This is a genomic window from Aquincola tertiaricarbonis, assembly GCF_000969605.1.
GTDB lineage: Bacteria > Pseudomonadota > Gammaproteobacteria > Burkholderiales > Burkholderiaceae_C > Aquincola > Aquincola tertiaricarbonis.
The window spans coordinates 73,176-93,733 of the sequence record NZ_JZUE01000019.1 but is presented as its reverse complement, the minus strand read 5'-3'; the positions used below and the strand labels follow the sequence as shown (position 1 = coordinate 93,733).

Sequence of the window (20,558 nt, the reverse complement as noted above, 5' to 3'; positions counted from 1 at the left end):
ACCGGGAAGGGGCAGTGGGTAGACTCAGGTGGCCAATTCAGCGTAGATGTGCTGGAACTTCCGCGACATGACGCGCGCACTGAGCTCCAGTTCGATGATCCGGCGCGCGTGGTCGCCCATGATCTTCAGGTCTTGCGACGAGAGCTGGGTCATCGCCGCGGCTGTCTCATCGATTGATCCTGTGCGCGCGAGCACGCCCGCGCCAGGATCGATCGCGAGGATCTCGCGATGCGGGTTGATATCAGACAGCACCACCGGCAGGCGCATCGCTAGCGCCTCAACGACAGACACCGGCATGCCTTCGGCCTTGGAAGTCGCGATGTAGGCGTCGCTGGCCGCAAGGTAGGGGCGGGTCTCTGCAACGCGGCCCGCGTAGATCACACGCCGGTTGTCCTGCGTCAGCGCGCGGCAGGCAGCCATCTCCGGACCGTCGCCCAGCAATATCAGCGTCGCCGCAGGGTGCTGCGCCTGGAAGCGCAGGAACGCCTGGATCGTCACCAGCGGTTGCTTGCGATCCGTCAGCACGCCCACGAAGATGAAGACTGGGCCAGCGTCGGCCGAGATGCCCAACTGCTCGCGACGGGCCTTACGCTCGGCCACGTCAGCGGGCACGAACAGTGCATCGTCTATCGCGTTGTAGATCACGCGGGCGGGCACGCCGCGCGCCGACATCTTGGCCGCAACATCGTCCGCGCAGGCCACCGTCACGTCATACCTCTTGAGCGCCCAGGCGGTGAGGTGCGCCATAACGCCACCGACGGCCTTGCCATAGGTCATCACATAGTCGTCGAACGGGTAGTTGAGCTGGGAGCTGATCTTGCGGTACTTGCCCAGGCACAACGATCCCAGCACGTCGGCGCGGAAGCCGATGCAGTGCACGACATGGGGAGAGATTGCGTCGACTACGCCCTTGAGCCGCAGCACGGCCATGCCGTAACCGAATCCCTTGGCGACATTCAGGCAGGACACCGTAGCCCCAGCGGCGACAAACTCATCCCAACGGCTGTTACCTTCTTCCGGGCACAAGGTTAGGACATGCGAGTTGACGCGCTCGGGGTCTAGGTACTTGACGATGTCAAAGAGGATGTTGACGGGACCGCCGCGACGCAGCGTAGTGATGATGAACAGTACTTTCTTCATGCTGCGCTTAGGTGCGCCGTCACCCATTGGATCGTTGCAGGCAGGCCCTGCGCCAGCGTGGTCCGGCAGCTCCATCCCAGGGCCTCGAGACGGCTGCTGTCGAGGACGTTGTAGGCCACGTCGAAATGGCGCGCTGGCAGGAAGTCCACCTTGACTTCGGACATTTTGCGCCCGGCAGCCTCGGCGACCGCCTGTAGCACCTGCAGGTTGTTCAGGCCGATGCCCGAGCCGATGTTGAAGATTGCACCGGGCGCCGGCTGACTGTGGAGCAGCACCTTCATGGCGGCGCACAGGTCCTCGATGTAGAGGTAGTCGCGCACGGTGCCGTGAGGGCCGAAGACCGGCATCTCGTCGCCCTGCAGGATCTTGGCCACGGCGGTGGCGATGAAGCCCTGGCCGCGATAAGGTACCTGGCCCGGACCGTAGGGGTTAGAGGGGCGCGCAATGACGACCGGGATGCCGAACAGGCGTGCATACATGCGGCAATACTTTTCGACGGCCAGCTTAGTAATGCCGTACGGTGAGATTGGGTGCGTCGGATGGTCCTCGGCGATCGGGGCGGCCTCTTCCGTCGGCCCATAGACGGTACCACCCGACGACACATACAGTAGTCGCTTTACCGGCACGTCGCGCAGCACGCTCAGCAGACTGATGGCCAGCGGCAGGTTCTCCTGGATGTCGCGCAACGGATCGTCGAACGATGTCTTGGGGACCGAGTTGTAGGCCAGGTACACGACGTGGTCATCGGCCCGAATGACTTGGCGCAGGAAGTCCTGCGAGGCGGAGTCGCCTTGTACATAACGCACGCCGGGCAGCCGGTCGACGTTCATCGGCGCGTGCCGGCTGACAATTACGATGTCGGCGCCAGGCTGACAGTAGCTGGCGAGATGCCGGCCAATGAAGCCGGTCCCGCCGAGGAGGACGATTCTCATAGTGCTGCTTGGCGGACCACGTGGTCGGTGAACAGGCGGGTCTTGTAATAGGCGTCCTTCGACGCCACGGCCCAGATTCGGTGCTGACGCAGCGCGCTCCACGCCCGATAGCGTCGAAGTGCGCTGGTGTCGCGAAAGAGGGTTTGGGTTTCGCTGAGCATGGGCTCGAAGAAAGCTGCAGGTAGTCCCGTGCCGCCGAAAGGCAGGCCCAGCAGTTGGTCGCTGACACTGCGCAGCCAGGGGTCGGACAGCCCACAGCGAAGTGCCTTTAGCCGGCGCGGCAGCGCGTGCAGCAAGTTACCCGAGCGGCCGACGGTGCTGCTGTCATGGATGCGGTAACGCACCAGCGGCTCACTAACGTAACGGATCTCGCCGCCGTGCGCCACGCAGGCGATGGCCAGCCACCAGTCGTGCATGAACGCCGATAGCGGCATCGGCAACGCGCGCTCCAGCAGCGCGCGGTTGAAGGCCAAGGAGGCGCCCACCACGATGTTCTCAAAAAGCAGCGTGCGCAATGGGCGTGCCGGCGAGGACTCGAAGATGACGTGGCCCAGGCTCTCATGCAGGAATGTGCGACCTGCCGCGGCGTTGCCGAAGCAGCTGAGCTCGGAATGCACCAGTCCCGGCGTGCCTGACGGCACGCGTGCAAGTCGCTCCAACAGACGCGCGGCTTTGAAGGGTTCCCAGCTGTCGTCTTGGTCGCAAAGGAAGTAATGGGCGTACGCGATCGGGGATTCGGCCGCGTGATGCAGCAACGCGGCGAACGCGCCGGCCGCGCCGCCGCGGCGCTTGTCCAATTCGACGAACTCCAGCGGAAGGCGGTCCGCGAAGCTCTGCGCCACGGCGAGCGTGCCGTCACGCGAGCCGTCGTCGAAGAACTGGATTCGTGCGGGCGCGATGGTCTGCCCCAGGATCGACTTGAGCTGTTCGGCCAAGTAGGCGGCACCATTGTGCGCGCACAGCAGCACGCAGTAGCCGTCAATGAGGGTCGGGAGGGTCATGCTGAATTTAATGGCGGCACAGAGCGCATGGCTGCTTTTAGCCGGGATAGACGCACGCGGGAGCCCGCAGCAACGGGTGGCCTCCCAACGAGGGCGACCGCGACAACAACAATCACCACCCCAAAACCAGTATTGACCAGGGCCGTGACGCCGAGCAACGGATCTGCAAAGAACGCTGGCGCTTGGAAGAAGAGGTAGGCCGCCGGCAGGAAGAGCAGTGGGTTTCGCACTCGGAACAACCAACCTCGCAGCAGCCCAAAGACGGCGCCCAGCAGCGCTGAAAAGAAAACGCCAAACGCCATGCTGCCGTAGAGAAGTCCGAAAACGTCTACGCGCATATTCGGGCCGCGAATTTCGTCTCTGTCTGGGAACAACATTTGGAAGACCTGCAGACCTGGATGCACTGGCAGCTCATTCCAGGACGCAAGGCGTGTTACTCCCAGAAAATCGGAAAAGAGCAAGGCAGTGGGACTGCCGACGGTAATCGAGGATATGTAATCGTCACCGTACATCCACATATACACGTCGCCGCTCAACACGAGGCGAATGATGAATGCTTCCAGAGGGCCACCGACTGCTGTCTCGGGACCCCTGGCCAGTTCCACAGCGAGAGGCACCAGCATCAGCAGAGCCAAAGACGCTCCAAAGGTCACCAGCATTTTTTTGGAAACTTGCGGAGCAGCGTAGTTCCTGATCAGATGCTTGAATATCCAGTGCGACGTGAGGACCAGTAGTAACGTCTGCACGATATTGCCTTTTGATGCGGAAGCGATCGAGGCGATCACAGTAAATACAAAGACGAAACTGTCTGTAAAATTAACCCTTTTTCTCTTTGAGATGCCGATACGAAGAACGGTCAAGAATACGGCAGCGAAGGACGTGAATGAGATAATGCGCGACAGCACGCCAATACCCCCGCCCGAAGAAAAAGCGTTCAGGCGCGACTCCAGAAGAATGGGCAGGCCTCCGACGGCCCATGCGCCAAGTTGTGAAGTGACGAAAAGGAGCAGGCACACATTACGTAGTGATGTCAGCGCACGCGGCCGCACCTGGCGAGCAGCACAATAGGTATGGGTTGTATATCGGAATACCAAGCCTGCGCAGCCCAAAAAGCCACACACCGCTGCTACGTGATAGATCATCAGTGAACTACTGATGGCGCCCGCCATCCACAACAGAATCACGGCGGCTGATGCAAATATCGTATTTACCTGCTGCACCGCCCAAGGGTCGTATAGTGTTGTTATCGATGACCTGATGAGCAGTATTACACCTCCCGCAGACAGCAGTAGTGCAAGCAAATACCACTCAGGGTTACTTTCGAGAGCTTGGAAGAAGGCCTGCATAGAACCTGGCGTAGTGGAGGCCGCCGTGGTAGAGGACGGCCATTAAAGCGTGAAGCAGGCCACACTGCCGGGCAACCAATCTCGCAATCTCGGGTATATGGAGTTTGGCGCTGACGCCGTCGGGCTCAGCATATGCGATCGTATAATCCAGTCGCTGGGCCGATGCGCCGCGCGTGAAGAGTTGGAGGTTCAAATTCCAGTCCGAAAACACCTTGAAAGATTCATCAAACCATTTTTCCTGAGGGCTGCCCATTTGCACGAACAGCCCCTGATGGTGTAGCGTATTTCTGTATTTCAGTTTCTTGCTGAAAGTCGACCGAAAAAGCCTTTTCCCAATCAGCACGTCACCGTACAGCAGTTCTGAGCCGGCTGCTATTGCTCCTGAAATGGTTTCAGGCTCCGGCAGGCGTAGAATCAGATCGCCGGCGCCCAAAAAAAGAACGTAGGAACCGGGGGCGGCGAGTCGCACTGCTTTGTTCATCGCGTTATAGATGCCGCTGTCCGGCTCACTGATCCAATACTCCAACTGCTCATCATGGCTGCGTAGAAGCTCAACAGTGCCGTCATTAGAGTTGCCATCAATAACGATGTAGGCGACGTCGTCGCGCTGCAGTGCCAGAACCCTTTCTATGGATTTGCGCAGTGCCTCGCGTGCCTTGAAGGCTACAGTGATGATTGTCAGCGCTGGCGCTGCGTGCCCGGATGACCCTGTGGTGCGGCGGCCACCCTCTACACGGAAAGCTGGGCTGCTTGGAACGGGGTCGACCGAGCTAGGTCCCCGGGCCGTGCTAGTCATGGCGTTCGACGTGTTCAATTCGCGGCTTCTCTTGCTAGGTCGGCACTCATACGGGAAGCGTCATGGCTGTGATGCAAGTTCTTGCACAATGGCCACATAGCTGCGGGAGAACTGCTGCATTCGCTCGACGTGGAATTCGAGTGCTAGCTTCAATCGCGTACGCGCTGCTTCGTCTGTTGGGGCTTCAGCGGATAGGGCGTCGCGCATTGCCTGCGCCAGCGCCTCGACGTCCAAGGGCGCGAAGAATCGCGCAGGCACTCCCTCACACTGTTCGCGGTGGACCGGGATATCAGACAGGATCAGCGGAACTCCGAGCGCCTTTGATTCTTCCACCGTTGTGCTCCAGCCCTCGAAGAGCGACGGGTTGATTACTGCCACCGCTTGGAGCATCAATTCGGCGATGTGGCTGTACGGCACCATGCCCAACATCCGAAACCTGTCCGCCAAGCCGTAGCGATCGATCGTGGCACGCAGCCTTTCCAAGTGATGAGGATTGCGGTGATCCTTCAGTGAACCGCTGCAGACGATCGAGACGTCCGGCATGTCCGGGAGCCGAGCGAGCGCTTCGATGGCCGTCACGTGATTTTTGTGGGCCCAGGTCTGGTTGGGGAGGTAGAAGAAACGGCCGGTTAGGCCGTAGGCCTGTGCCAGATTCAACCGCCGATCGAGGTCCACGCTCGGGGGAATGGCGGCAAAGCGTAGGACTCGTGCCTTGTCTGCGTGCTCGGGACTGAAGGCCAGCAGGTCGCGTCGAGCCGAAGTGCTACTGACGATCACCCGATCGCTGTGCGCAATGGTTGCTCTAAAGAGGGTGTCGCGCTTGCGCAGCTCATCCTTCTGAAAAAACTGTGGCAAATGCAGGTGTTGAAAGTCAGGGATCCAGGCTGCAGTGCGGACTCCACGCAAACCGGTTGGCGCGCTGTGCGACAGTACCTTAATGCCCTCTCGCTGCAGCAGTCCACTTGTCAGCAGTGGGCGGCCAATAACGGCAGAAGACAGCTTGTTGAGAAGCCATGGCAAGCTCATCCTGTCCAGCACGCGGGTTCGCCGGATCTGAACGTTGTCCGGGAAGCCGTACTTCGCAGTGTCTGCCTGTGACCCGAGAAACACGATCGGATGCACCGACTTGGTTTCGTCCGCGTGCAGAGCCTGAAACAACGCCTGGAAGTAGTTGATCCCACCTTGCCAGTCCGGCCCATCGGCCGCGAACGTGAACGCAACCGGCGTGGAGGAGGGGGAAACCTGTGTATTCATGAGCCGAATCAAGCGCGCTGCCGCAGGAACCACTCGGCATAGCGGCGCAGTCCTTCCGCCAGATCGACTTGTGGAGCCCAAGCCAGTAGACGGCAGGCGTGATCACAGTTGGCGGTCAGGCGACGCGGGTTGCCGGTGTGGGTCTCTCCGTTGAAATGTGGCGAAACGCTTGGGAATGAGACCGCGGCCAACTGTTGTAGCACCTGCGCCGTGGTCGCCTGTTGGTTGGCGCCGTTGAAGATCTCGAAACGAGATTGAGGCGCCAGTGCCGCCGCACTCAGCAGTTTGGCAGCGTCGTCAACATGCAGCCAATCGCGAAGCTCGTGTCCGGTACCGAAGAACTGATCCTCGCCACGGCTGAACTTGCTCATGGCATCCCAAAGCAGTTGTTTACGCAGACCTTCCCCATAGACCGAGAACAGGCGAACGATGCTCACAGGTACGTCAAAGAACCGGCTAGCGGACTCGCAGAGGCTCTCCGCCGCAAGCTTGTGAAAACCGTAGGGAGAGATCGGGGAGCGGATTGACGTCTCGGTGGAGTCCGTGTCGCCTTGATCCCCGTAGACTGCGGCGCTCGACACCACAACGAGGCGTGGCCGAGGCTTTTCCCGACGGCGAACCCATTCGAGCACCGCAGCCGTGGTGACTGTGGCACGTTGGAAATCTTGCCATGGATCGGAATATGAAAACGAAACTGCGCCGCTGCCGGCGCAGTGCACTACGCAGTCGACTGTATCGAGGTGATCGAGTCCGATCAGCGCCTCGAGCGTGATGTCAGCTTCGATCCAGCGATCGATGCCGTATTGGGCAGCTTCCTGGGCTGTCCAACGGCCGTGTCCGATGCCGATGACCGCACACCCACTGGCGGCGAGAGCGCGACACGTGTGACGGCCGACGAAGCCAGCAGCGCCGACAACGAGCGCGGTCGGCCGGCGGTGATTGTTTTGCGTGAGGTGGCGTTGCAAATCCATGGCGCAGGTTCAGGTTCGACGGCCGCTGGTGCTGGCTTAGCAATTGCCCATGTCGCTACCACTGGCGATGTAGGGCATGTGGATCGGGCCGGCAGTCCGCAGGGTTGTCAGATAGTCCTGCGCATTGGGCAGGGCAGCCTCGTCCTCGGCTGTGAATTCGCCGATTGGCACCCAACAGCCGCGCGAGATGCTGTATCGCTTGCGCACGGTGGCAGGCGAGCCATGGGCTTGGGAGAAGGCGGGCAGATCGCGGGTAACCAGTGAGCCGGCACCGACCACGCAGCCATGTCCGATCCGCACTGTGCCAACCACTCGTACGCCGGCACCAATAAACGCGTTGACACCCACCTCAATCACGTCGTGGTCAGACGTACCCGTCGTGATGATTGGCCTCATGGGGTTGTCGACAATATGGGTGCTCCCCAGGAACTGGCAGTCGTTAGCGGTCAGGACGTAATCGGCGAAACGGATTTTGCGGCCCGACGAGAAGAAATTTCGCCGCCCAATGAAGCAGTGGGAACCAATGTCGATGGCTAAGCGGTCACCCTGTCGATGATTCACGTTGAGCCAGCAATCCTGACTGATCACACTGTTCGTGCCAATGCGGATGAATGCCTTGCCCAGCATCTGCACCGAATGATGTACGAAGGCAGATCGACTAAGCTTCGGTGAAGATCGACTGCGCACGGAGGCGATGCGGCACTGCCATCGCAACGGTAGGATGCCGAGAAACATGCGAGCTAGGCGATGAAGCGACATCTTCATTCGTGGCTCACCTGGGGCGATGAGGCGCTGCGCACCAAGCGAAATGCATTGAAGTTGCAGACGACCATCGGCAGCAGGGTCAACAGCATGGCCGCAAGTGGCACCGAGGCGATGCCCATGCCTGCATTTACTAGCATGGAAGTGGTGGGAATCATCAGGCCGATTGACACAATCGCGAGGCCGATCTGAAGACGTATGCGTTCGAAGGCATTCATGAAGACCGCGCCGACGTAAGCCATGGACTGGACTGCAGCCAATCCCGCCAAGCTCAGGGATTCGAATGTTGTCACCCGCACGTGATGCCTCGTCCATTGATCGATGAGCCAGGGCGCTGCAAAAGCGACTGTGGCGCACCCCACAGAGAACAAGATCGCTATGCCGCTCAGCCGGTTCAGCGCCTGCGAAAGGGCTTGCCGATCGCCTGCCGCGCGATGTGCGGCAATCTCAGACCACATAACGCCGATGACGATGGCATACAGGCCAAACCCAACCTGAAAAACCTTGTTGAGGACGTCATACCGGGCGACTTCATCTGCCCCTAAATGTCGGAACACCAGTGTGTTGCCCAAGCTATAAAGAACTAGCGCGGACAGCTGCAAAATCAAGAATTCGAGGCTGACCCTTAGTCGATTCTTCGGAAGCGCGGCGAGTGACCAATGAAAAAGCCGACCCGGGGCGATTTTAAGAACGCGGACTGCAAACGCGAAGGACATGAGCAGTGCCGCCACATAGAACGCACTCCAGACGAAGGCAAGTTCGAACAGCGTCGGTGTACGACCAAGCCAAGCCAGAACTGCCACATAACCAAAGAACAACCAGCCGCCAGTGGCCTGCAGCCATGCCTGCAGGCCCGTCGAGCGCGCTCCCTGCAGCACACTCGCTCCGAGCATGAGCGGCAGCACCAACAGCAGTGGAATGTAAAGCATCCGGGCCGCGCACTCGCTCTCAGGAACCAGATTGAGCCGGGGCAGTGCGAAAGCGAAGACTGCGAGCATCATCAACGCCAGGATAAAAAGCATCTGAAAGAATGCGATGAACTCGGCGCGGACTGACTCCTCGCGACCTGCTTGCATGCCCGCCACCGAGTTTCGGATGCTGTTGCCTACGCCAAGGTCCAGCAAACCGATGAACGCGATCAGGGAGATCAGCGTGGCCCAGGTGCCGTAGGTGTGCGTGCCCAGCAATTGAAGCAGCAAAGGGACGGAAACCAATGAAACAGCCATAGAGGCAAGTTTCGCCGTCATGGCCAAAATGATGTTTGTCCGGGCGGATTGCGGACCTATCACCGTGCTTGACTCCAGAGTCTCCAACGCAGGCGAAGTAGATTCAAGCGCGTACGAAGTGCCGTCTTCGGCGGCACACGGTGGCGGCGGAGAAACTCTCTAGCCTTTCCGTGCTCGCCTCGGGCGAGGAGGCCGGCCGCGCCCGCCAGCAGGTTGCGGGCGAGGATCTCGGCCCGATAGCGCTCAATGTCAACCTGCGCCGCGATCGGTCGATGGCCCGCTCTGAGCAGGGCGGCCACCTTGCTTGTCCACAGCTCGATCTCTTTGAGCCAGAGATCGGTTGCTTGGCGAGCATGAGTGAGGGAGCCGCTCCAGACTTGGTAGAGGCCGATCACCTCCGGCACGAAGACAGCCCGGCCAAGTAGCAGCGCACGTTGCACCAGTTCACTGTCGGCAGCCGTCAACTCGAATCCCTCGTCGAAGGCACCGATCCGCCTCAGAAAATCGTGGCGAAAGAGGACGCCTGGCATTCGTGCATCGACGCCGTTGACGAAGTTCAAGAAGCCGTCGCCAGGCGCAAATGCTTCCATGTGACTTGGTCGATAGCCGGACCGACGGCGGCCGTTCTCGTCAAAGAGATCACAACCGAAAACCAGGATATCGGCATCAGGGTGTTGCGCCAGAGTGCGGCTCACAGCATCTTCAGCGTTCGGCAAGAACATGTCGTCATCGGAAGGAATGAAGACATGCGTGCAGTCTTCGCCTACCAGGGATAGGGCGCGGTTCCAGTTCGCAAACATCCCCACCAGCACTGGTGAATGCGACACCAAGACATGATCTTCGAATAACGTATCGAGCGGGAGCAGGCTCGAATCGTTATCACTCACGAAGACCTGCCACGTTCTCGGGATGCTATCGATCAGCCGGGCAAGCAATTCCCTTCGCTTGTATGTAGGAATTGCGACGGCAATCTTGAACTGGACCATATTCGGGCGCTGATGGCGAACGGCTTGCAAAGGGGCGGCGGAAGCTCAGGCAATGTGTATGTCGCGCACGTTGGCAACGAGACGTGGTAGTTCCCCCGGACGCAATCCCATCTCTCCTGGCAACAGCTTTCCCTGTGCCTGCCAATGCGCCCACCAGTGCTGTGCGAACGCCAGCAGCGACTGCGCTTTGCCCGTGCCCACATTGCGGACGTGAGGTTGACATGCAACAACACCGGAGAAGTCAAGAGCGAGAAGAAACTGACGAGCAACATCCTCGACTGCGATGAAGTCGCGTACCTGCAAACCGGCGCTCATTGGGAAATCCCGCCCCTCTGTCGCAGCTGCCCTCAGCGACGGCCAGAAACGCGTGGCTGCTTCTCCCTCACCGAAGACCTGGAAGATCCGCAATACCTGCAGGCGCAGGCTGAGATGCCGCGCGAGCCCCAGGCAGCTCGTCGTGGCCGCGGCCTTGGAAATCGGGTATGTCAGCTCAGGGCGGGCCTCCGTCCCAGGATGAACGAACAGCTGCCCTTGCGCCGCCGAGCCGTACTCGAAGCAAGTGCCCGCGACCAGTATGTCGCGCACGCCCCGAGCCGCAGCTTGTTGCAGCAAACGCGTGGTGGCGAACACGTTCCAGTACAAGCATTCGTCCAACGGTGCGTATGGAGGGTTGGCCGTGTGCGCCGCGAGGTGGACCACCGCGTCGCATCCGGACAATTCCGCATGGAAGTCTCCATCGAGCGGGCGATCCACCCAATCAGGATCACGGCTCAAGGGTAGGCGGGGCCGACTGCCTGGCCGCCGCTGCGCAACCACCGTATGTCCGGCTTCAAGCGCTTGCTGAATGAAGTGCGACCCGACGAATCCGGTTCCGCCCGTGACGAACAGCTTCATGGTCAAAAGGGCGAAGCGAAGTCGCCAAGTTGCGGATGGGAGCGATCCCGCTCGGACACGATGGGCTGGTCGATGCCCCAGTCCAGTCCGAAGGAGTTCCAATGGATTCCAGTGTCGTTGGCCGGCGCATGTACGCTGGTCACCTTGTAGGCCATCAGCACGTCGTCGGTCAGCGCAAGAAAGCCGTGCGCCATGCCTTTCGGGATCATCAGTCCGTGACCCTTCGTTGCATCGAGTTCAATCGCCAAATGATGACCATAGGTTGGCGAGGCTCGGCGCAGATCCACCACCACGTCCAGTACCCGGCCATGCATGCAATACACAAGCTTCTCGTGATCGAGTGGCGGTGTCTGGAAGTGCATACCGCGGATTACACCCTTGCGCGAGCTGGAGTAGAACTCCTCGCGCCATTCCACCGGGAGCCCGGCCTCGGCAAAGCGGTCGGAGTGGAAGGTCTTCACGAAGGTGCCGCGCTCGTCCTTCGCAAAAAAAGGCCGGATCTCGAAGCAGCCCGGCAGCGACGTAGGAATCAGCTCCATGGTGGGAGATCAGAAATTCACCCCAAAAAACTCTTCCAACTTCTCCGCGATGTAGTCCAACTGCTCCTCCCCCAGCGCCGGGAAGGTGCCCAGCCAGAAGGTCTGGTTCATCACGATGTCGGTATTGGTCAGCTGACCGCTCACGCGGAAGTTGCGGCCCGCCATGTACGGCTGCTTCGTCAGGTTGCCGGCAAACAGCAGACGCGTACCGATCTTGCTCTGATCGAGGAAGTTGATCAGATCGCTGCGCTGCACGCCGGCGGTGTCCTTCAGCACCAGCGGGAAGCCGAACCACGAGGGCTCGCTATTGGGCGTGGCTTCCGGCAGGTGCAGGAACTCGGCTACGCTGGCCAGGCGGTTCTTCAGGTAAGTGAAGTTGGCGCGCCGCTTGGCGATGAACTCGTCCACACGGTCCATCTGCGCCAGCGCGCAGGCGGCCTGCATGTCGCTGATCTTCAGGTTGTAGCCCAGGTGGCTGTAGGTGTACTTGTGGTCGTAGCCGTCAGGCAGGTCGCCGCCCAGCTCCTTCTTGTTCCAGCAGAAGCGCTTGTTGCAGGTGTTGTCCTTGCCGGGCGGGCAGTAGCAGTCGCGGCCCCAGTCGCGGAACGACTCGGCGATCAGCTTCAGCTCGGGGTTGTTGGTGAACACCGCGCCGCCTTCACCCATGGTGATGTGGTGGGCGGGGTAGAAGCTCAGCGTGCCGATGTCACCGAAGGTGCCGACCAGCTGGCCGTTGTACGTAGCGCCCAGCGCGTCGCAGCAGTCTTCCACCAGCCACAGGTTGTACTTCTTGCACAGCGCCGTCACCACATCCAGGTTGAACGGGTTGCCCAGGCTGTGCGCCAGCATGATGGCCTTGGTCTTGGGCGTGATGGCCGCTTCGATTAGGCTGGCGTCGATGTTGTGCGTGGCCAGGTCCACGTCGACGAAGACCGGCACGGCGCCGAACTGCAGGATCGGGTTGACCGTGGTCGGGAAGCCTGCGGCCACGCCGATCACCTCATCGCCCTGCTTGATGGCACGGTCGCCCAGGCGCGGCGAGGTGAGGGTGGAGAAGGCCACCAGGTTGGCCGACGAACCCGAGTTCACCGTGATCAGGTACTGCACGCCCAGGAACTTGGCCAGGCGCTGCTCGAACATGGCGTTGAAGCGGCCGGTGGTCAGCCAACCGTCCAGCGAGGCTTCGACCATCAGCTGGAGTTCCTTCGCGCCAATCACCTTGCCCGACACGGGCACCGGCGTTTCACCGGGCACGAAGGGCTTGGGTGCCAGCGTCAGGTCGGCGTACTGCTTCACCAGCTCGGAGATCTGGCGGCGCAGCGCGTCGGCCGGGGTGAGGATGGGAGCGATGACGCTGCTCATGCAATTTCCTTGGTCTTCGTGTTCATGTATTGCGCAATCTGCTGCAGGCAGACATCGCGCACGTCCTGCTTATCCAGCCAACCTTGGTGCCAGTCGACGATCTTGGCAAGCGCCGTGTCCAGCGACCACGCCGGCCGCCAGCCCAGGCGGCTGCCGGCCTTGGAGATGTCCAGCTTCAAGTAGTGCGCCTCGTGCGGGTGGTCGCCTTCGTCCACCGCCCAGCGCGCACCGCGGCCCCAGCGCTTGACCAGGTTCTCGACGATCCACTGCACCGGCTTGGCATCGTCGTCGTGCGGGCCGAAGTTCCACGCCTCGGCCGCCGTGGTGCCTTGCGTGCACAGGGTCTGCGCCAGCACCAGGTAGCCCGACAGCGGCTCCAGCACATGCTGCCAGGGGCGGATCGAATGCGGATTGCGGATGCGCACGGGCGCATCGCGCTCGAAGGCGCGCAGCACGTCGGGCACCAGCCGGTCGAGCGCCCAGTCGCCGCCGCCGATCACGTTGCCGGCACGGGCGGAGGCCAACGCCACGCCGCGGCCGGTGAAGAAGGACTTGCGGTAGGCGGCCGTCACCAGCTCGGAGCAGCCCTTGCTGTTGCTGTAGGGGTCGTGGCCGCCCATCGGCTCGTCTTCACGGTAGCCCCAGACCCATTCCTTGTTCTCGTAGCACTTGTCCGTCGTCACGTTGACGATGGCGCGCACGCTGTCGGTCTGGCGGGCGGCGTCGAGCACATGCACCGTGCCCATCACGTTGGTGGCGTAGGTTTCCACCGGCTGGTCATACGACAGGCGCACCAGCGGCTGGGCCGCCATGTGGATGACGATCTCGGGCCTGAAGGCCTTGAACGTGGCCAGCACGGCATCGCGGTCGCGCACGTCGGCGATGGTGGAGGCCATGCCCTCGGCCACCTGTGCTTCATCGAACAGAGCTGGTTGGGTGGGCGGCTGCAGCGCGAAGCCCTGCAACTCGGCGCCCATGCTTTGCAGCCACAGCGACAGCCAGCTGCCCTTGAAGCCGGTGTGGCCGGTGAGCAGCACGCGCTTGCCGCGCCAGAAGGCGGTGTCGACGTTCATGGTTCTCAGTCCCAGCGCTTCCAGGGTGCCTTGCCGCTGGCCCAAAGTTCTTCGAGGTGGTGCTTGTCGCGCAGGGTGTCCATGGGTTGCCAGAAACCTTCGTGCTGGAAGGCCATGAGCTGACCTTCAGCGGCCAGTTGCATCAGCGGCTCCTGTTCCCACACGGTGCTGTCGTCCTTCACGTAGTCGATGACAGACGGGTTCAGAACGAAGAAGCCGCCGTTGATCATGGCGCCGTCGCCCTTGGGCTTCTCCTTGAACGAACGCACTTGACCTTCATGCATGTCCAGCGCACCGAAGCGGCCAGGCGGCAGGGTGGCCGTCAGCGTGGCGGGTTTTCCATGCGCGCGGTGGAAGGCGATGGAGGCGGTGATGTCGATGTCGCCCACGCCGTCGCCATAGGTGAAGCAGAACTCGGTTTCGTTCTTCACATGCTCCGCCACTCGCTTGAGCCGGCCACCGGTCATCGACTCGTCGCCGGTGTCCACCAGCGTCACTTGCCAAGGCTCGGCGCGACGCTCATGCACATGCATGCGGTTCTCGCGCATGTCGAAGGTGACGTCGGACATGTGCAGGAAGTAGTTCGCGAAGTACTCCTTGATCACGTAGCCCTTGTAGCCACAGCAAATGATGAAGTCGTTGACGCCATGCGAGGCATACAGCTTCATGATGTGCCAAAGGATCGGCTTGCCGCCGATCTCCACCATGGGCTTGGGCCGCAGCGCAGTTTCTTCACTCAAACGAGTACCCAGGCCGCCGGCCAGGATGACAGCTTTCATTGCTTGCTTTCGGGGGGAAGGGCGTCAGCCGGAAACGACGAACGCGTCGGAGTGGAAGCGGCGGGCAGGCAGCCCTGCGGCCAGCAGTTGGCGCTGGGCGCTTTCGATCATGTCGTTGGAGCCGCAGGCGTAGACCCAGGTGCGGCTTAAATCGGGTGCATCGGCCATGAACACGTTCTGCACGTGGCCGCGAGCGCCGGTCCAGTCCTCTTGCGGCCGCGACGCAACAGGCACGAACCGCACAGGCAAGCCCTCGTCGTTTGGCACCCAGTAGTGCTCTTGAGGGTGCCGACAGCCCCAGTACACGGTGATCGAAGCAGGGCGTTGCTGCTCGGGCGTGGCGGTCAATTGCTCAAGCATGGCCTTCACCGGCGCAATGCCGGTGCCGGTGGCGAGAAACACCACCTGTTCGCCCGCCGCATCACGCAGGAAGAAGGTGCCGAGCGGGCCGTGCAGGCGCACCAGGTCATTGACCTGCGCGCGGCCGAACCAATAGGCGCTCATCGCGCCGCCTTGCACTGCCCGGATGTGCAATTCCACCGGGCCGGTGGGGCCGGGTGCTGCATTGGCGATGGAGTAGGCGCGCTTCAAGCCGTCCGGGCCCAGCACGTTGATGTACTGGCCGGGCAGGTAGCGCAGCTTGGCGGTGGGCGGCAGACGCAGTGTGACCTTGACGACGTCGTCCAGCACGCGCTCGATCTGCTGGATGCGAGCAGGCCAGGTGCGGGCGGGGTAGTCGGCAAGGTCGCCTAGGTCTTCAATGTCGAGTGCGACGTCGTCCACAGCGGCGCGGGCACAGGTGAGGATCCAACCTTGCTCAACGTCGATGGCCCCCAGGACTTCTTCAGGCCGGAGGCGCTCGGTACGTCCACTGACGACACGGGCCTTGCAGGAACTGCAGCGACCGGTCTTGCAGCTGTGCTCCAGCACCAAACCGGCGGACAAGGCGGCGTCCAGCAGCGAAGTGCCGGGCGTGGCTTCGTACTGTTTGCTATTGGCCAGGGTGACGGTTGGCACGGCTAAGGCTCAGGTTGACCGCAGCGACGCCTTCAACGCGGCCAGCCGCTCCGCCCGCTGGGGCGAGATGGGCGTCAGGCGCGAAACGTGACGGATGATCAATGCCATGGCGAGCAGCAGGCCAACGACCACGAATGTGCCGGCAGCAATCAAGCTGCGCTTGGGCTTGCTGCGCCGCTCGGGCGGCGTTGCGGTGTCGACGACTTGCACCAATGCGCCTTCACGACTTTCATCCACGCGGGCGAGTTCGTATTGGCGCGCGAACAGATCAAACAAGGTCTCTTGATACTTGAACTCGCGGTATTTGCCGACGTAGTCGCTGTCGTCGCCGTTACCCCGAACCTTCTCGGTGCGCGCCAACTGACCCCGAAGCGCCGCGAGCCTGTCCTGCGCAGTCCGAAACTCGGGCGCGTTTTCGTTGTAGGCGCCGCGCATCGTCTGCAGCCTGACTTCTGCAGCAGTGACTTCGGCTTGCAGGCGCGCATAGGATTCAGCAGCCGATCTCGGCTCTGAACGCAATGCGCCTTCAGTGAAGCCGCTGGCCTCGAGCGCGCGCTGCGCGGTGGTCAAGCGCTCCTTGGTCTGCATCAGTTGCTGTTCGAAGAACACGCGGCGTTGCTGCGCTTCGGTCACAGCCAATGAGGAAGACAGGCGCCGCAGCTCGTCGATGTAGGCGTTGGCGATGTCCGCTGCCCGCTTCGGGTTTCCATCGTCCACTGAGACGGAAATCAGACCGTCCTTTTTGCCTACTGTGATCTTCGCGTTGTCCGTCAGCTTCTTGCGCGCATCCATCCGCAGCTTCGACTCATACACCTTCATCAGATCGAAACGGTCGATGATGCGATCGGACACCGTGGCGCTCTGCATGAATGCCACGTACTGGTCTGCCGGCGTCTTCACCCCCGCTCCACCAGCCAGCCCCGCCAGCGCGCCCAACGAGGCAAGTGCTGAAGCCGCTGAACTCTGCTGCTGCTGCGGTGGCAGGAAGGTGGTGGTCGCGGTGAAGGTCGGCGGAATGAGGAAAGCCGCGCCGTAGGCCAGCGCTCCCGCCAGCAGCGGCGCGCCGATCAGCAACTTCCAGCGCGACTTCAGAATCACGCCCAGTTCGAGCAAGCCGATGGTTTCGCTGTCGTCTTCGAAAGCATCATCCGGAATACCGGCGCGGGCGTCTTGTGATTGCATCTTCTCGCCCATCAGTTCTTCAGCGTCTGCAATGCAGCCGCACCCAAGCCGAACTGGTAAAGGATCTGCGTCCATTCCTTCGCCGATTGAAGGAACGTCGTCTTGTTCAGCTCTTCAGGTACAAACACCGTGTCACCGGGCAGCGCCGGCACGTCCAGATTGCCGCCTGAAAAGAACCCGCTGCTCTGGCGTGCGCTGACCACGCTGCCGTTGGCGCGCAGCACAAAGGCGCTGCCGTCGTCTGCGCCCCGGGTCGTACCGCCCGCCAGCCGCACGTAGTCGGTCACCTTCCGGTCGTTGCTGTACAGGTAGCTGCCGCCGTTGAAAACGCTGCCGAACACACCGACGGACGTCGGGATGGACGGGATGTAGATCCGGTCGCCGCTTTCGATCACCAGGTCAGGCAACTGGGCGGCGACTGGATCGAGCTGCAGAACGATCCGCCCGGTCGGCCGCACGGCTCGCAGCCGTTCGATCAGCCGTGTAGCACCCGACCCCTGGCTCGCCTGAATGGCCGCCTCATCCGCACTCAACGCTCTTTGCGTACCGGTCTTCTTCGCAAACTCCGTCTCCAGATCCCGCAGCGCCCGCTCGTAGTTCTCCTGCTGCGTCATCCGCACGCTCTCGCGCGAGAACTCCGTGCCGAACACATACGCATTCGGCGTCAGCCCGCCCGCCACACGGATGGCGTCGCCAATGGAGCTGTTGGGCGGCAGGATGTAGTCGCCCGGGCGGGCCACTTCGCCTTCGATGCGCACCCGCTTGTTCTGCTTGTCCTGCGGCAGCGTGGCTTCCACCGCGCTGAAGGCGCGCAGCACGTCGCCGCTGGAAGGGGTCTGGTTCAGGTCTTCGGGCAGGTGCAGCTGCGACACCCGGGCGCCGATGCGCTCGTCCAGCCGCTCGACCGACAGGCGCCCGCGGTCGGCCACGGCCGTCAGGCCGCCAGCCATGCGCAGCACGTCGTCCACCGTCTCGCCCTTCTTCAGCTCGAAGATGGCCGGCTTGTTGACGCTGCCGATCACGGCCGTCTGCGTGCCCACGGCACCGATGTGGATGACGTCTTCGGGCTGCAGCACGCGGTCGCCGCTGCGGTCGCCCTTGATCAGCAGGTCGTACAGGTCGAGCCGGCTCACCAGCTTGCCGGCGCGGCGCAGCTCGATGTTGCGGAAGGTGCCGGCCGCCGAAGGGCCGCCGGCGCGCATCAGGCCGTTGACCACGGTCGACAGGCTGCTGACGGTGTACGAGCCCGGCTTGGCGGTGAAGCCGGTGACGTAGATGCGGATGCTGCGCAGCTGCCCCAGCGACACGCTGAGCTGGAAGTTGCGGAACACCTGCGCCACGCGCTGGTTCAGCAGCGAGGGCAGGTCGCCATACCGCACGCCCGACACCAGCACCGAGCCCACGCGCGGGATGTTCAGGCGGCCGGCACGGTCGACCACCAGGCGCAGGTCGGCGTCCACCGAACCCCAGATGGTCAGGGCGATCTCATCGCCCGGCGTGATGAGGTAGTCCGCCGGCACCTGCGGCATGAAGTCGGCGCCTTGCTCGCCGGCCAGTTCGGGCGTCACCAGCTCGGCGCCGAAACGGCGCACCGAGGTGTCGTCCAGCGTGATCTTGCCGTCCGGCGCCAGCACCGGCAGCGTGCCGGCCAGCTTGTTGACGAACAGCTCGAACTCGCCGGGCCGGTAGGGCAGGCGCGGCTCGCGCAGGTAGCCGTTGGCATCGGGGCCCACGCCGTTGCGAGTGTTGTTGTTTTGCGACGCGCCTTGCTGGCGCAGCCGCACCGGGCCGCCTGCATCCTGGCCGTAAGCGTCGCCGCCGGTGGTGATCTGCTGCTGTTGCGACTGCTGCTGTTGTTGCTGCTGCTGCAGCGTGCCCTGGCCGCCTTGGTAGTTCTGCAGCATCTGCGCCGTCTGCACCTGCGCATGGCTGCCCACCCAGGGCATCGTCAGGGAGATGGCCGCCACCAGGGCGCCCATCGGCGCACGCCAAACAGGCTGGCGGCGCGGGATCAATTCGGTCATGAAAGGCCTTCGTGTCTCGGTGCCCAAAAGGGCGGCAGCACGCTTGCAGACGGCTGCGGCGCGGAATTCTAACGGCGGCCTCCCGCAGCTCCGGGGTGGTGCGAGGTGCATTTTCTCCTTGCGTCCGCGCAAGGAAACGGTGCATGGCCTCGCTACACTCGCGCGCCATGTTGATCCTGCTCTTGGGCTTTGCTGTCTCGGGCCTCGTGACGCTGCTCGTGATTCGCTCCGCTCACCGGCATGCCCACCTGACCGCCGACTCCGATCTGTCGGGCCCCCAGAAATTCCATGCCAAGTCGGTGCCGCGCATTGGCGGCGTCGGCATCTTCGCCGCCGTGGTGGCTGGCGTGGCCACCGTGGCAGCCACCGCGCCGGAGTACCTTTGGCTCAGCGTGTTGCTGGTGTCGTGCGGCCTGCCGGCCTTCATCGCCGGCCTGGTGGAAGACCTCACCAAGCGGGTATCGCCGCGCAACCGGCTCATCGCCACGGCCATCTCGGCCGCGCTGGCGGTGTATTTCGTCAATGCGGTGATCGTGCGCACCGACCTGCCGGGGCTGGACTGGATCGTCGGCTTTCCGCTGGGCGCGGCGCTGGTCACCGTGTTCGTGGTGGCCGGGGTGGCCAACTCGGTCAACATCATCGACGGCTTCAACGGCCTGTCGTCCATGTGCGTGGTAATGATGCTGATGGCGGTGGGCTACGTAGCCTTCCAGGTGGGCGACCGCTTCGTGATGCTCTGGGCCCTGGCCACGGTGGGCGCGGTGCTGGGCTTCTTCATCTGGAATTTTCCGGCCGGCCTGATCTTCCTGGGCGACGGCGGCGCGTATTTCCTGGGTTTCATGGTGTCGGAGCTGGCGATCATGTTGCTTTTCCGCAACCCGACCGTCTCGCCCATGTTCCCGCTGCTGATCTGCATCTACCCGGTGTTCGAGACGCTCTTCTCCATCTACCGGCGCCGCTTCCTGAAGGAGGTGTCGCCCGGACTGCCCGATGGCATCCACCTGCATTCGCTGATCTACCGCCGGGTGATCCGCTGGGCCGTCGGCAGCCGCAGCGCCCGGGAGATCACCCGCCGCAACTCCATGACCTCGCCCTACCTGTGGATGCTGTGCATGATGTCGCTGGTGCCCTCCGTGCTGTGGTGGAACAGCACGCCGGTGCTCGGCTTCTTCATCCTGCTGTTCGCGGTCAGCTACGTCAGCCTGTACTGGCGGATCGTGCGCTTCCGGTCGCCACGTTGGCTGGTTTTGCGACGTTAAGCACGCAATTCGAGT

The 20,558-nt window shown here is 62.3% G+C and carries 19 protein-coding genes; 1 reads left to right on the top strand and 18 read right to left on the bottom strand.

Annotated features, from left to right (window positions below; all coding sequences use genetic code 11):
• Positions 1-24 precede the first annotated feature (24 nt).
• Genes VO99_RS20040 through VO99_RS19970 form a run of 18 tightly spaced genes read right to left on the bottom strand, consistent with a single transcriptional unit; the run spans position 25 to position 19,284 of the window.
• Entirely contained in the window at positions 25-1,140 is a 1,116-nt protein-coding gene (locus VO99_RS20040; protein ID WP_046114692.1) for a glycosyltransferase family 4 protein, read from the bottom strand.
• Positions 1,137-2,072, bottom strand: coding sequence for an NAD-dependent epimerase/dehydratase family protein (locus VO99_RS20035; RefSeq protein ID WP_046114691.1), 936 nt, complete (start codon positions 2,070-2,072; stop codon positions 1,137-1,139). Before VO99_RS20035 ends, VO99_RS20040 begins: the two co-directional genes overlap by 4 nt.
• A complete protein-coding gene (locus tag VO99_RS20030; protein ID WP_046114690.1) occupies positions 2,069-3,073 on the bottom strand; it encodes a glycosyltransferase in 1,005 nt (334 codons plus the stop codon). The genes VO99_RS20035 and VO99_RS20030 overlap by 4 nt, the downstream gene beginning before the upstream one ends.
• Complete coding sequence (locus VO99_RS30400) at positions 3,070-4,419, bottom strand: hypothetical protein (protein ID WP_157039665.1); 1,350 nt, start codon at positions 4,417-4,419, stop codon at positions 3,070-3,072. The genes VO99_RS20030 and VO99_RS30400 overlap by 4 nt, the downstream gene beginning before the upstream one ends.
• Positions 4,388-5,215, bottom strand: coding sequence for a glycosyltransferase (locus VO99_RS29705; RefSeq protein WP_083440769.1), 828 nt, complete (start codon positions 5,213-5,215; stop codon positions 4,388-4,390). The genes VO99_RS30400 and VO99_RS29705 overlap by 32 nt, the downstream gene beginning before the upstream one ends.
• 60 nt (positions 5,216-5,275) lie before the next feature.
• The gene (locus VO99_RS29070) at positions 5,276-6,469 is read right to left on the bottom strand and encodes a glycosyltransferase family 4 protein (RefSeq protein ID WP_052736483.1); all 1,194 of its coding nucleotides are present in this window, start codon (positions 6,467-6,469) and stop codon (positions 5,276-5,278) included.
• Positions 6,470-6,477: 8 nt separating this feature from the next.
• Positions 6,478-7,440, bottom strand: coding sequence for an NAD-dependent epimerase/dehydratase family protein (locus tag VO99_RS29700; protein WP_083440768.1), 963 nt, complete (start codon positions 7,438-7,440; stop codon positions 6,478-6,480).
• A gap of 36 nt (positions 7,441-7,476) precedes the next feature.
• Positions 7,477-8,205, bottom strand: a complete 729-nt coding sequence (locus VO99_RS30395; RefSeq protein WP_198156999.1) for an acyltransferase — start codon at positions 8,203-8,205, stop codon at positions 7,477-7,479.
• A complete protein-coding gene (locus VO99_RS30905; protein WP_046114689.1) occupies positions 8,202-9,449 on the bottom strand; it encodes a lipopolysaccharide biosynthesis protein in 1,248 nt (415 codons plus the stop codon). The genes VO99_RS30395 and VO99_RS30905 overlap by 4 nt, the downstream gene beginning before the upstream one ends.
• A gap of 38 nt (positions 9,450-9,487) precedes the next feature.
• Positions 9,488-10,414, bottom strand: a complete 927-nt coding sequence (locus tag VO99_RS30385; RefSeq protein WP_157039661.1) for a glycosyltransferase family 2 protein — start codon at positions 10,412-10,414, stop codon at positions 9,488-9,490.
• Positions 10,415-10,459: 45 nt separating this feature from the next.
• Complete coding sequence (locus VO99_RS20005) at positions 10,460-11,308, bottom strand: NAD-dependent epimerase/dehydratase family protein (protein ID WP_083440767.1); 849 nt, start codon at positions 11,306-11,308, stop codon at positions 10,460-10,462.
• Positions 11,309-11,310: 2 nt separating this feature from the next.
• Entirely contained in the window at positions 11,311-11,847 is a 537-nt protein-coding gene (rfbC, locus tag VO99_RS20000) for a dTDP-4-dehydrorhamnose 3,5-epimerase (RefSeq protein ID WP_046114686.1), read from the bottom strand.
• A gap of 9 nt (positions 11,848-11,856) precedes the next feature.
• A complete protein-coding gene (rfbH, locus tag VO99_RS19995) occupies positions 11,857-13,209 on the bottom strand; it encodes a lipopolysaccharide biosynthesis protein RfbH (RefSeq protein WP_046114685.1) in 1,353 nt (450 codons plus the stop codon).
• The gene (rfbG, locus tag VO99_RS19990) at positions 13,206-14,282 is read right to left on the bottom strand and encodes a CDP-glucose 4,6-dehydratase (RefSeq protein WP_046114684.1); all 1,077 of its coding nucleotides are present in this window, start codon (positions 14,280-14,282) and stop codon (positions 13,206-13,208) included. Before rfbG ends, rfbH begins: the two co-directional genes overlap by 4 nt.
• A 5-nt stretch (positions 14,283-14,287) precedes the next feature.
• Complete coding sequence (rfbF, locus tag VO99_RS19985; RefSeq protein ID WP_046114683.1) at positions 14,288-15,061, bottom strand: glucose-1-phosphate cytidylyltransferase; 774 nt, start codon at positions 15,059-15,061, stop codon at positions 14,288-14,290.
• Between the two features lie 24 nt (positions 15,062-15,085).
• Positions 15,086-16,078: an FAD-binding oxidoreductase gene (locus VO99_RS19980; protein WP_046114682.1), complete on the bottom strand. Its 993-nt coding sequence runs from the start codon at positions 16,076-16,078 to the stop codon at positions 15,086-15,088.
• A gap of 9 nt (positions 16,079-16,087) precedes the next feature.
• Complete coding sequence (locus tag VO99_RS19975; RefSeq protein ID WP_046114681.1) at positions 16,088-17,272, bottom strand: Wzz/FepE/Etk N-terminal domain-containing protein; 1,185 nt, start codon at positions 17,270-17,272, stop codon at positions 16,088-16,090.
• On the bottom strand, positions 17,272-19,284 hold the full coding sequence (locus tag VO99_RS19970) for an SLBB domain-containing protein (protein ID WP_198156998.1): 2,013 nt from the start codon (positions 19,282-19,284) through the stop codon (positions 17,272-17,274). Before VO99_RS19970 ends, VO99_RS19975 begins: the two co-directional genes overlap by 1 nt.
• 167 nt (positions 19,285-19,451) lie before the next feature.
• On the opposite strand from VO99_RS19970, the gene VO99_RS19965 reads away from it, so the two are divergent.
• A complete protein-coding gene (locus tag VO99_RS19965) occupies positions 19,452-20,543 on the top strand; it encodes an MraY family glycosyltransferase (RefSeq protein ID WP_046114680.1) in 1,092 nt (363 codons plus the stop codon).
• The last annotated feature ends 15 nt before the right edge of the window (positions 20,544-20,558 follow it).

Coding starts and splice junctions, on each gene's coding strand:
- VO99_RS20040 (WP_046114692.1), bottom strand. CDS start 1,140: ATGAAGAAAGTACTGTTCATCATCACTACGCTGCGTCGCGGCGGTCCC.
- VO99_RS20035 (WP_046114691.1), bottom strand. CDS start 2,072: ATGAGAATCGTCCTCCTCGGCGGGACCGGCTTCATTGGCCGGCATCTC.
- VO99_RS20030 (WP_046114690.1), bottom strand. CDS start 3,073: ATGACCCTCCCGACCCTCATTGACGGCTACTGCGTGCTGCTGTGCGCG.
- VO99_RS30400 (WP_157039665.1), bottom strand. CDS start 4,419: ATGCAGGCCTTCTTCCAAGCTCTCGAAAGTAACCCTGAGTGGTATTTG.
- VO99_RS29705 (WP_083440769.1), bottom strand. CDS start 5,215: ATGACTAGCACGGCCCGGGGACCTAGCTCGGTCGACCCCGTTCCAAGC.
- VO99_RS29070 (WP_052736483.1), bottom strand. CDS start 6,469: ATGAATACACAGGTTTCCCCCTCCTCCACGCCGGTTGCGTTCACGTTC.
- VO99_RS29700 (WP_083440768.1), bottom strand. CDS start 7,440: ATGGATTTGCAACGCCACCTCACGCAAAACAATCACCGCCGGCCGACC.
- VO99_RS30395 (WP_198156999.1), bottom strand. CDS start 8,205: ATGAAGATGTCGCTTCATCGCCTAGCTCGCATGTTTCTCGGCATCCTA.
- VO99_RS30905 (WP_046114689.1), bottom strand. CDS start 9,449: ATGACGGCGAAACTTGCCTCTATGGCTGTTTCATTGGTTTCCGTCCCT.
- VO99_RS30385 (WP_157039661.1), bottom strand. CDS start 10,414: ATGGTCCAGTTCAAGATTGCCGTCGCAATTCCTACATACAAGCGAAGG.
- VO99_RS20005 (WP_083440767.1), bottom strand. CDS start 11,308: ATGAAGCTGTTCGTCACGGGCGGAACCGGATTCGTCGGGTCGCACTTC.
- rfbC (WP_046114686.1), bottom strand. CDS start 11,847: ATGGAGCTGATTCCTACGTCGCTGCCGGGCTGCTTCGAGATCCGGCCT.
- rfbH (WP_046114685.1), bottom strand. CDS start 13,209: ATGAGCAGCGTCATCGCTCCCATCCTCACCCCGGCCGACGCGCTGCGC.
- rfbG (WP_046114684.1), bottom strand. CDS start 14,282: ATGAACGTCGACACCGCCTTCTGGCGCGGCAAGCGCGTGCTGCTCACC.
- rfbF (WP_046114683.1), bottom strand. CDS start 15,061: ATGAAAGCTGTCATCCTGGCCGGCGGCCTGGGTACTCGTTTGAGTGAA.
- VO99_RS19975 (WP_046114681.1), bottom strand. CDS start 17,272: ATGGGCGAGAAGATGCAATCACAAGACGCCCGCGCCGGTATTCCGGAT.
- VO99_RS19970 (WP_198156998.1), bottom strand. CDS start 19,284: ATGACCGAATTGATCCCGCGCCGCCAGCCTGTTTGGCGTGCGCCGATG.
- VO99_RS19965 (WP_046114680.1), top strand. CDS start 19,452: ATGTTGATCCTGCTCTTGGGCTTTGCTGTCTCGGGCCTCGTGACGCTG.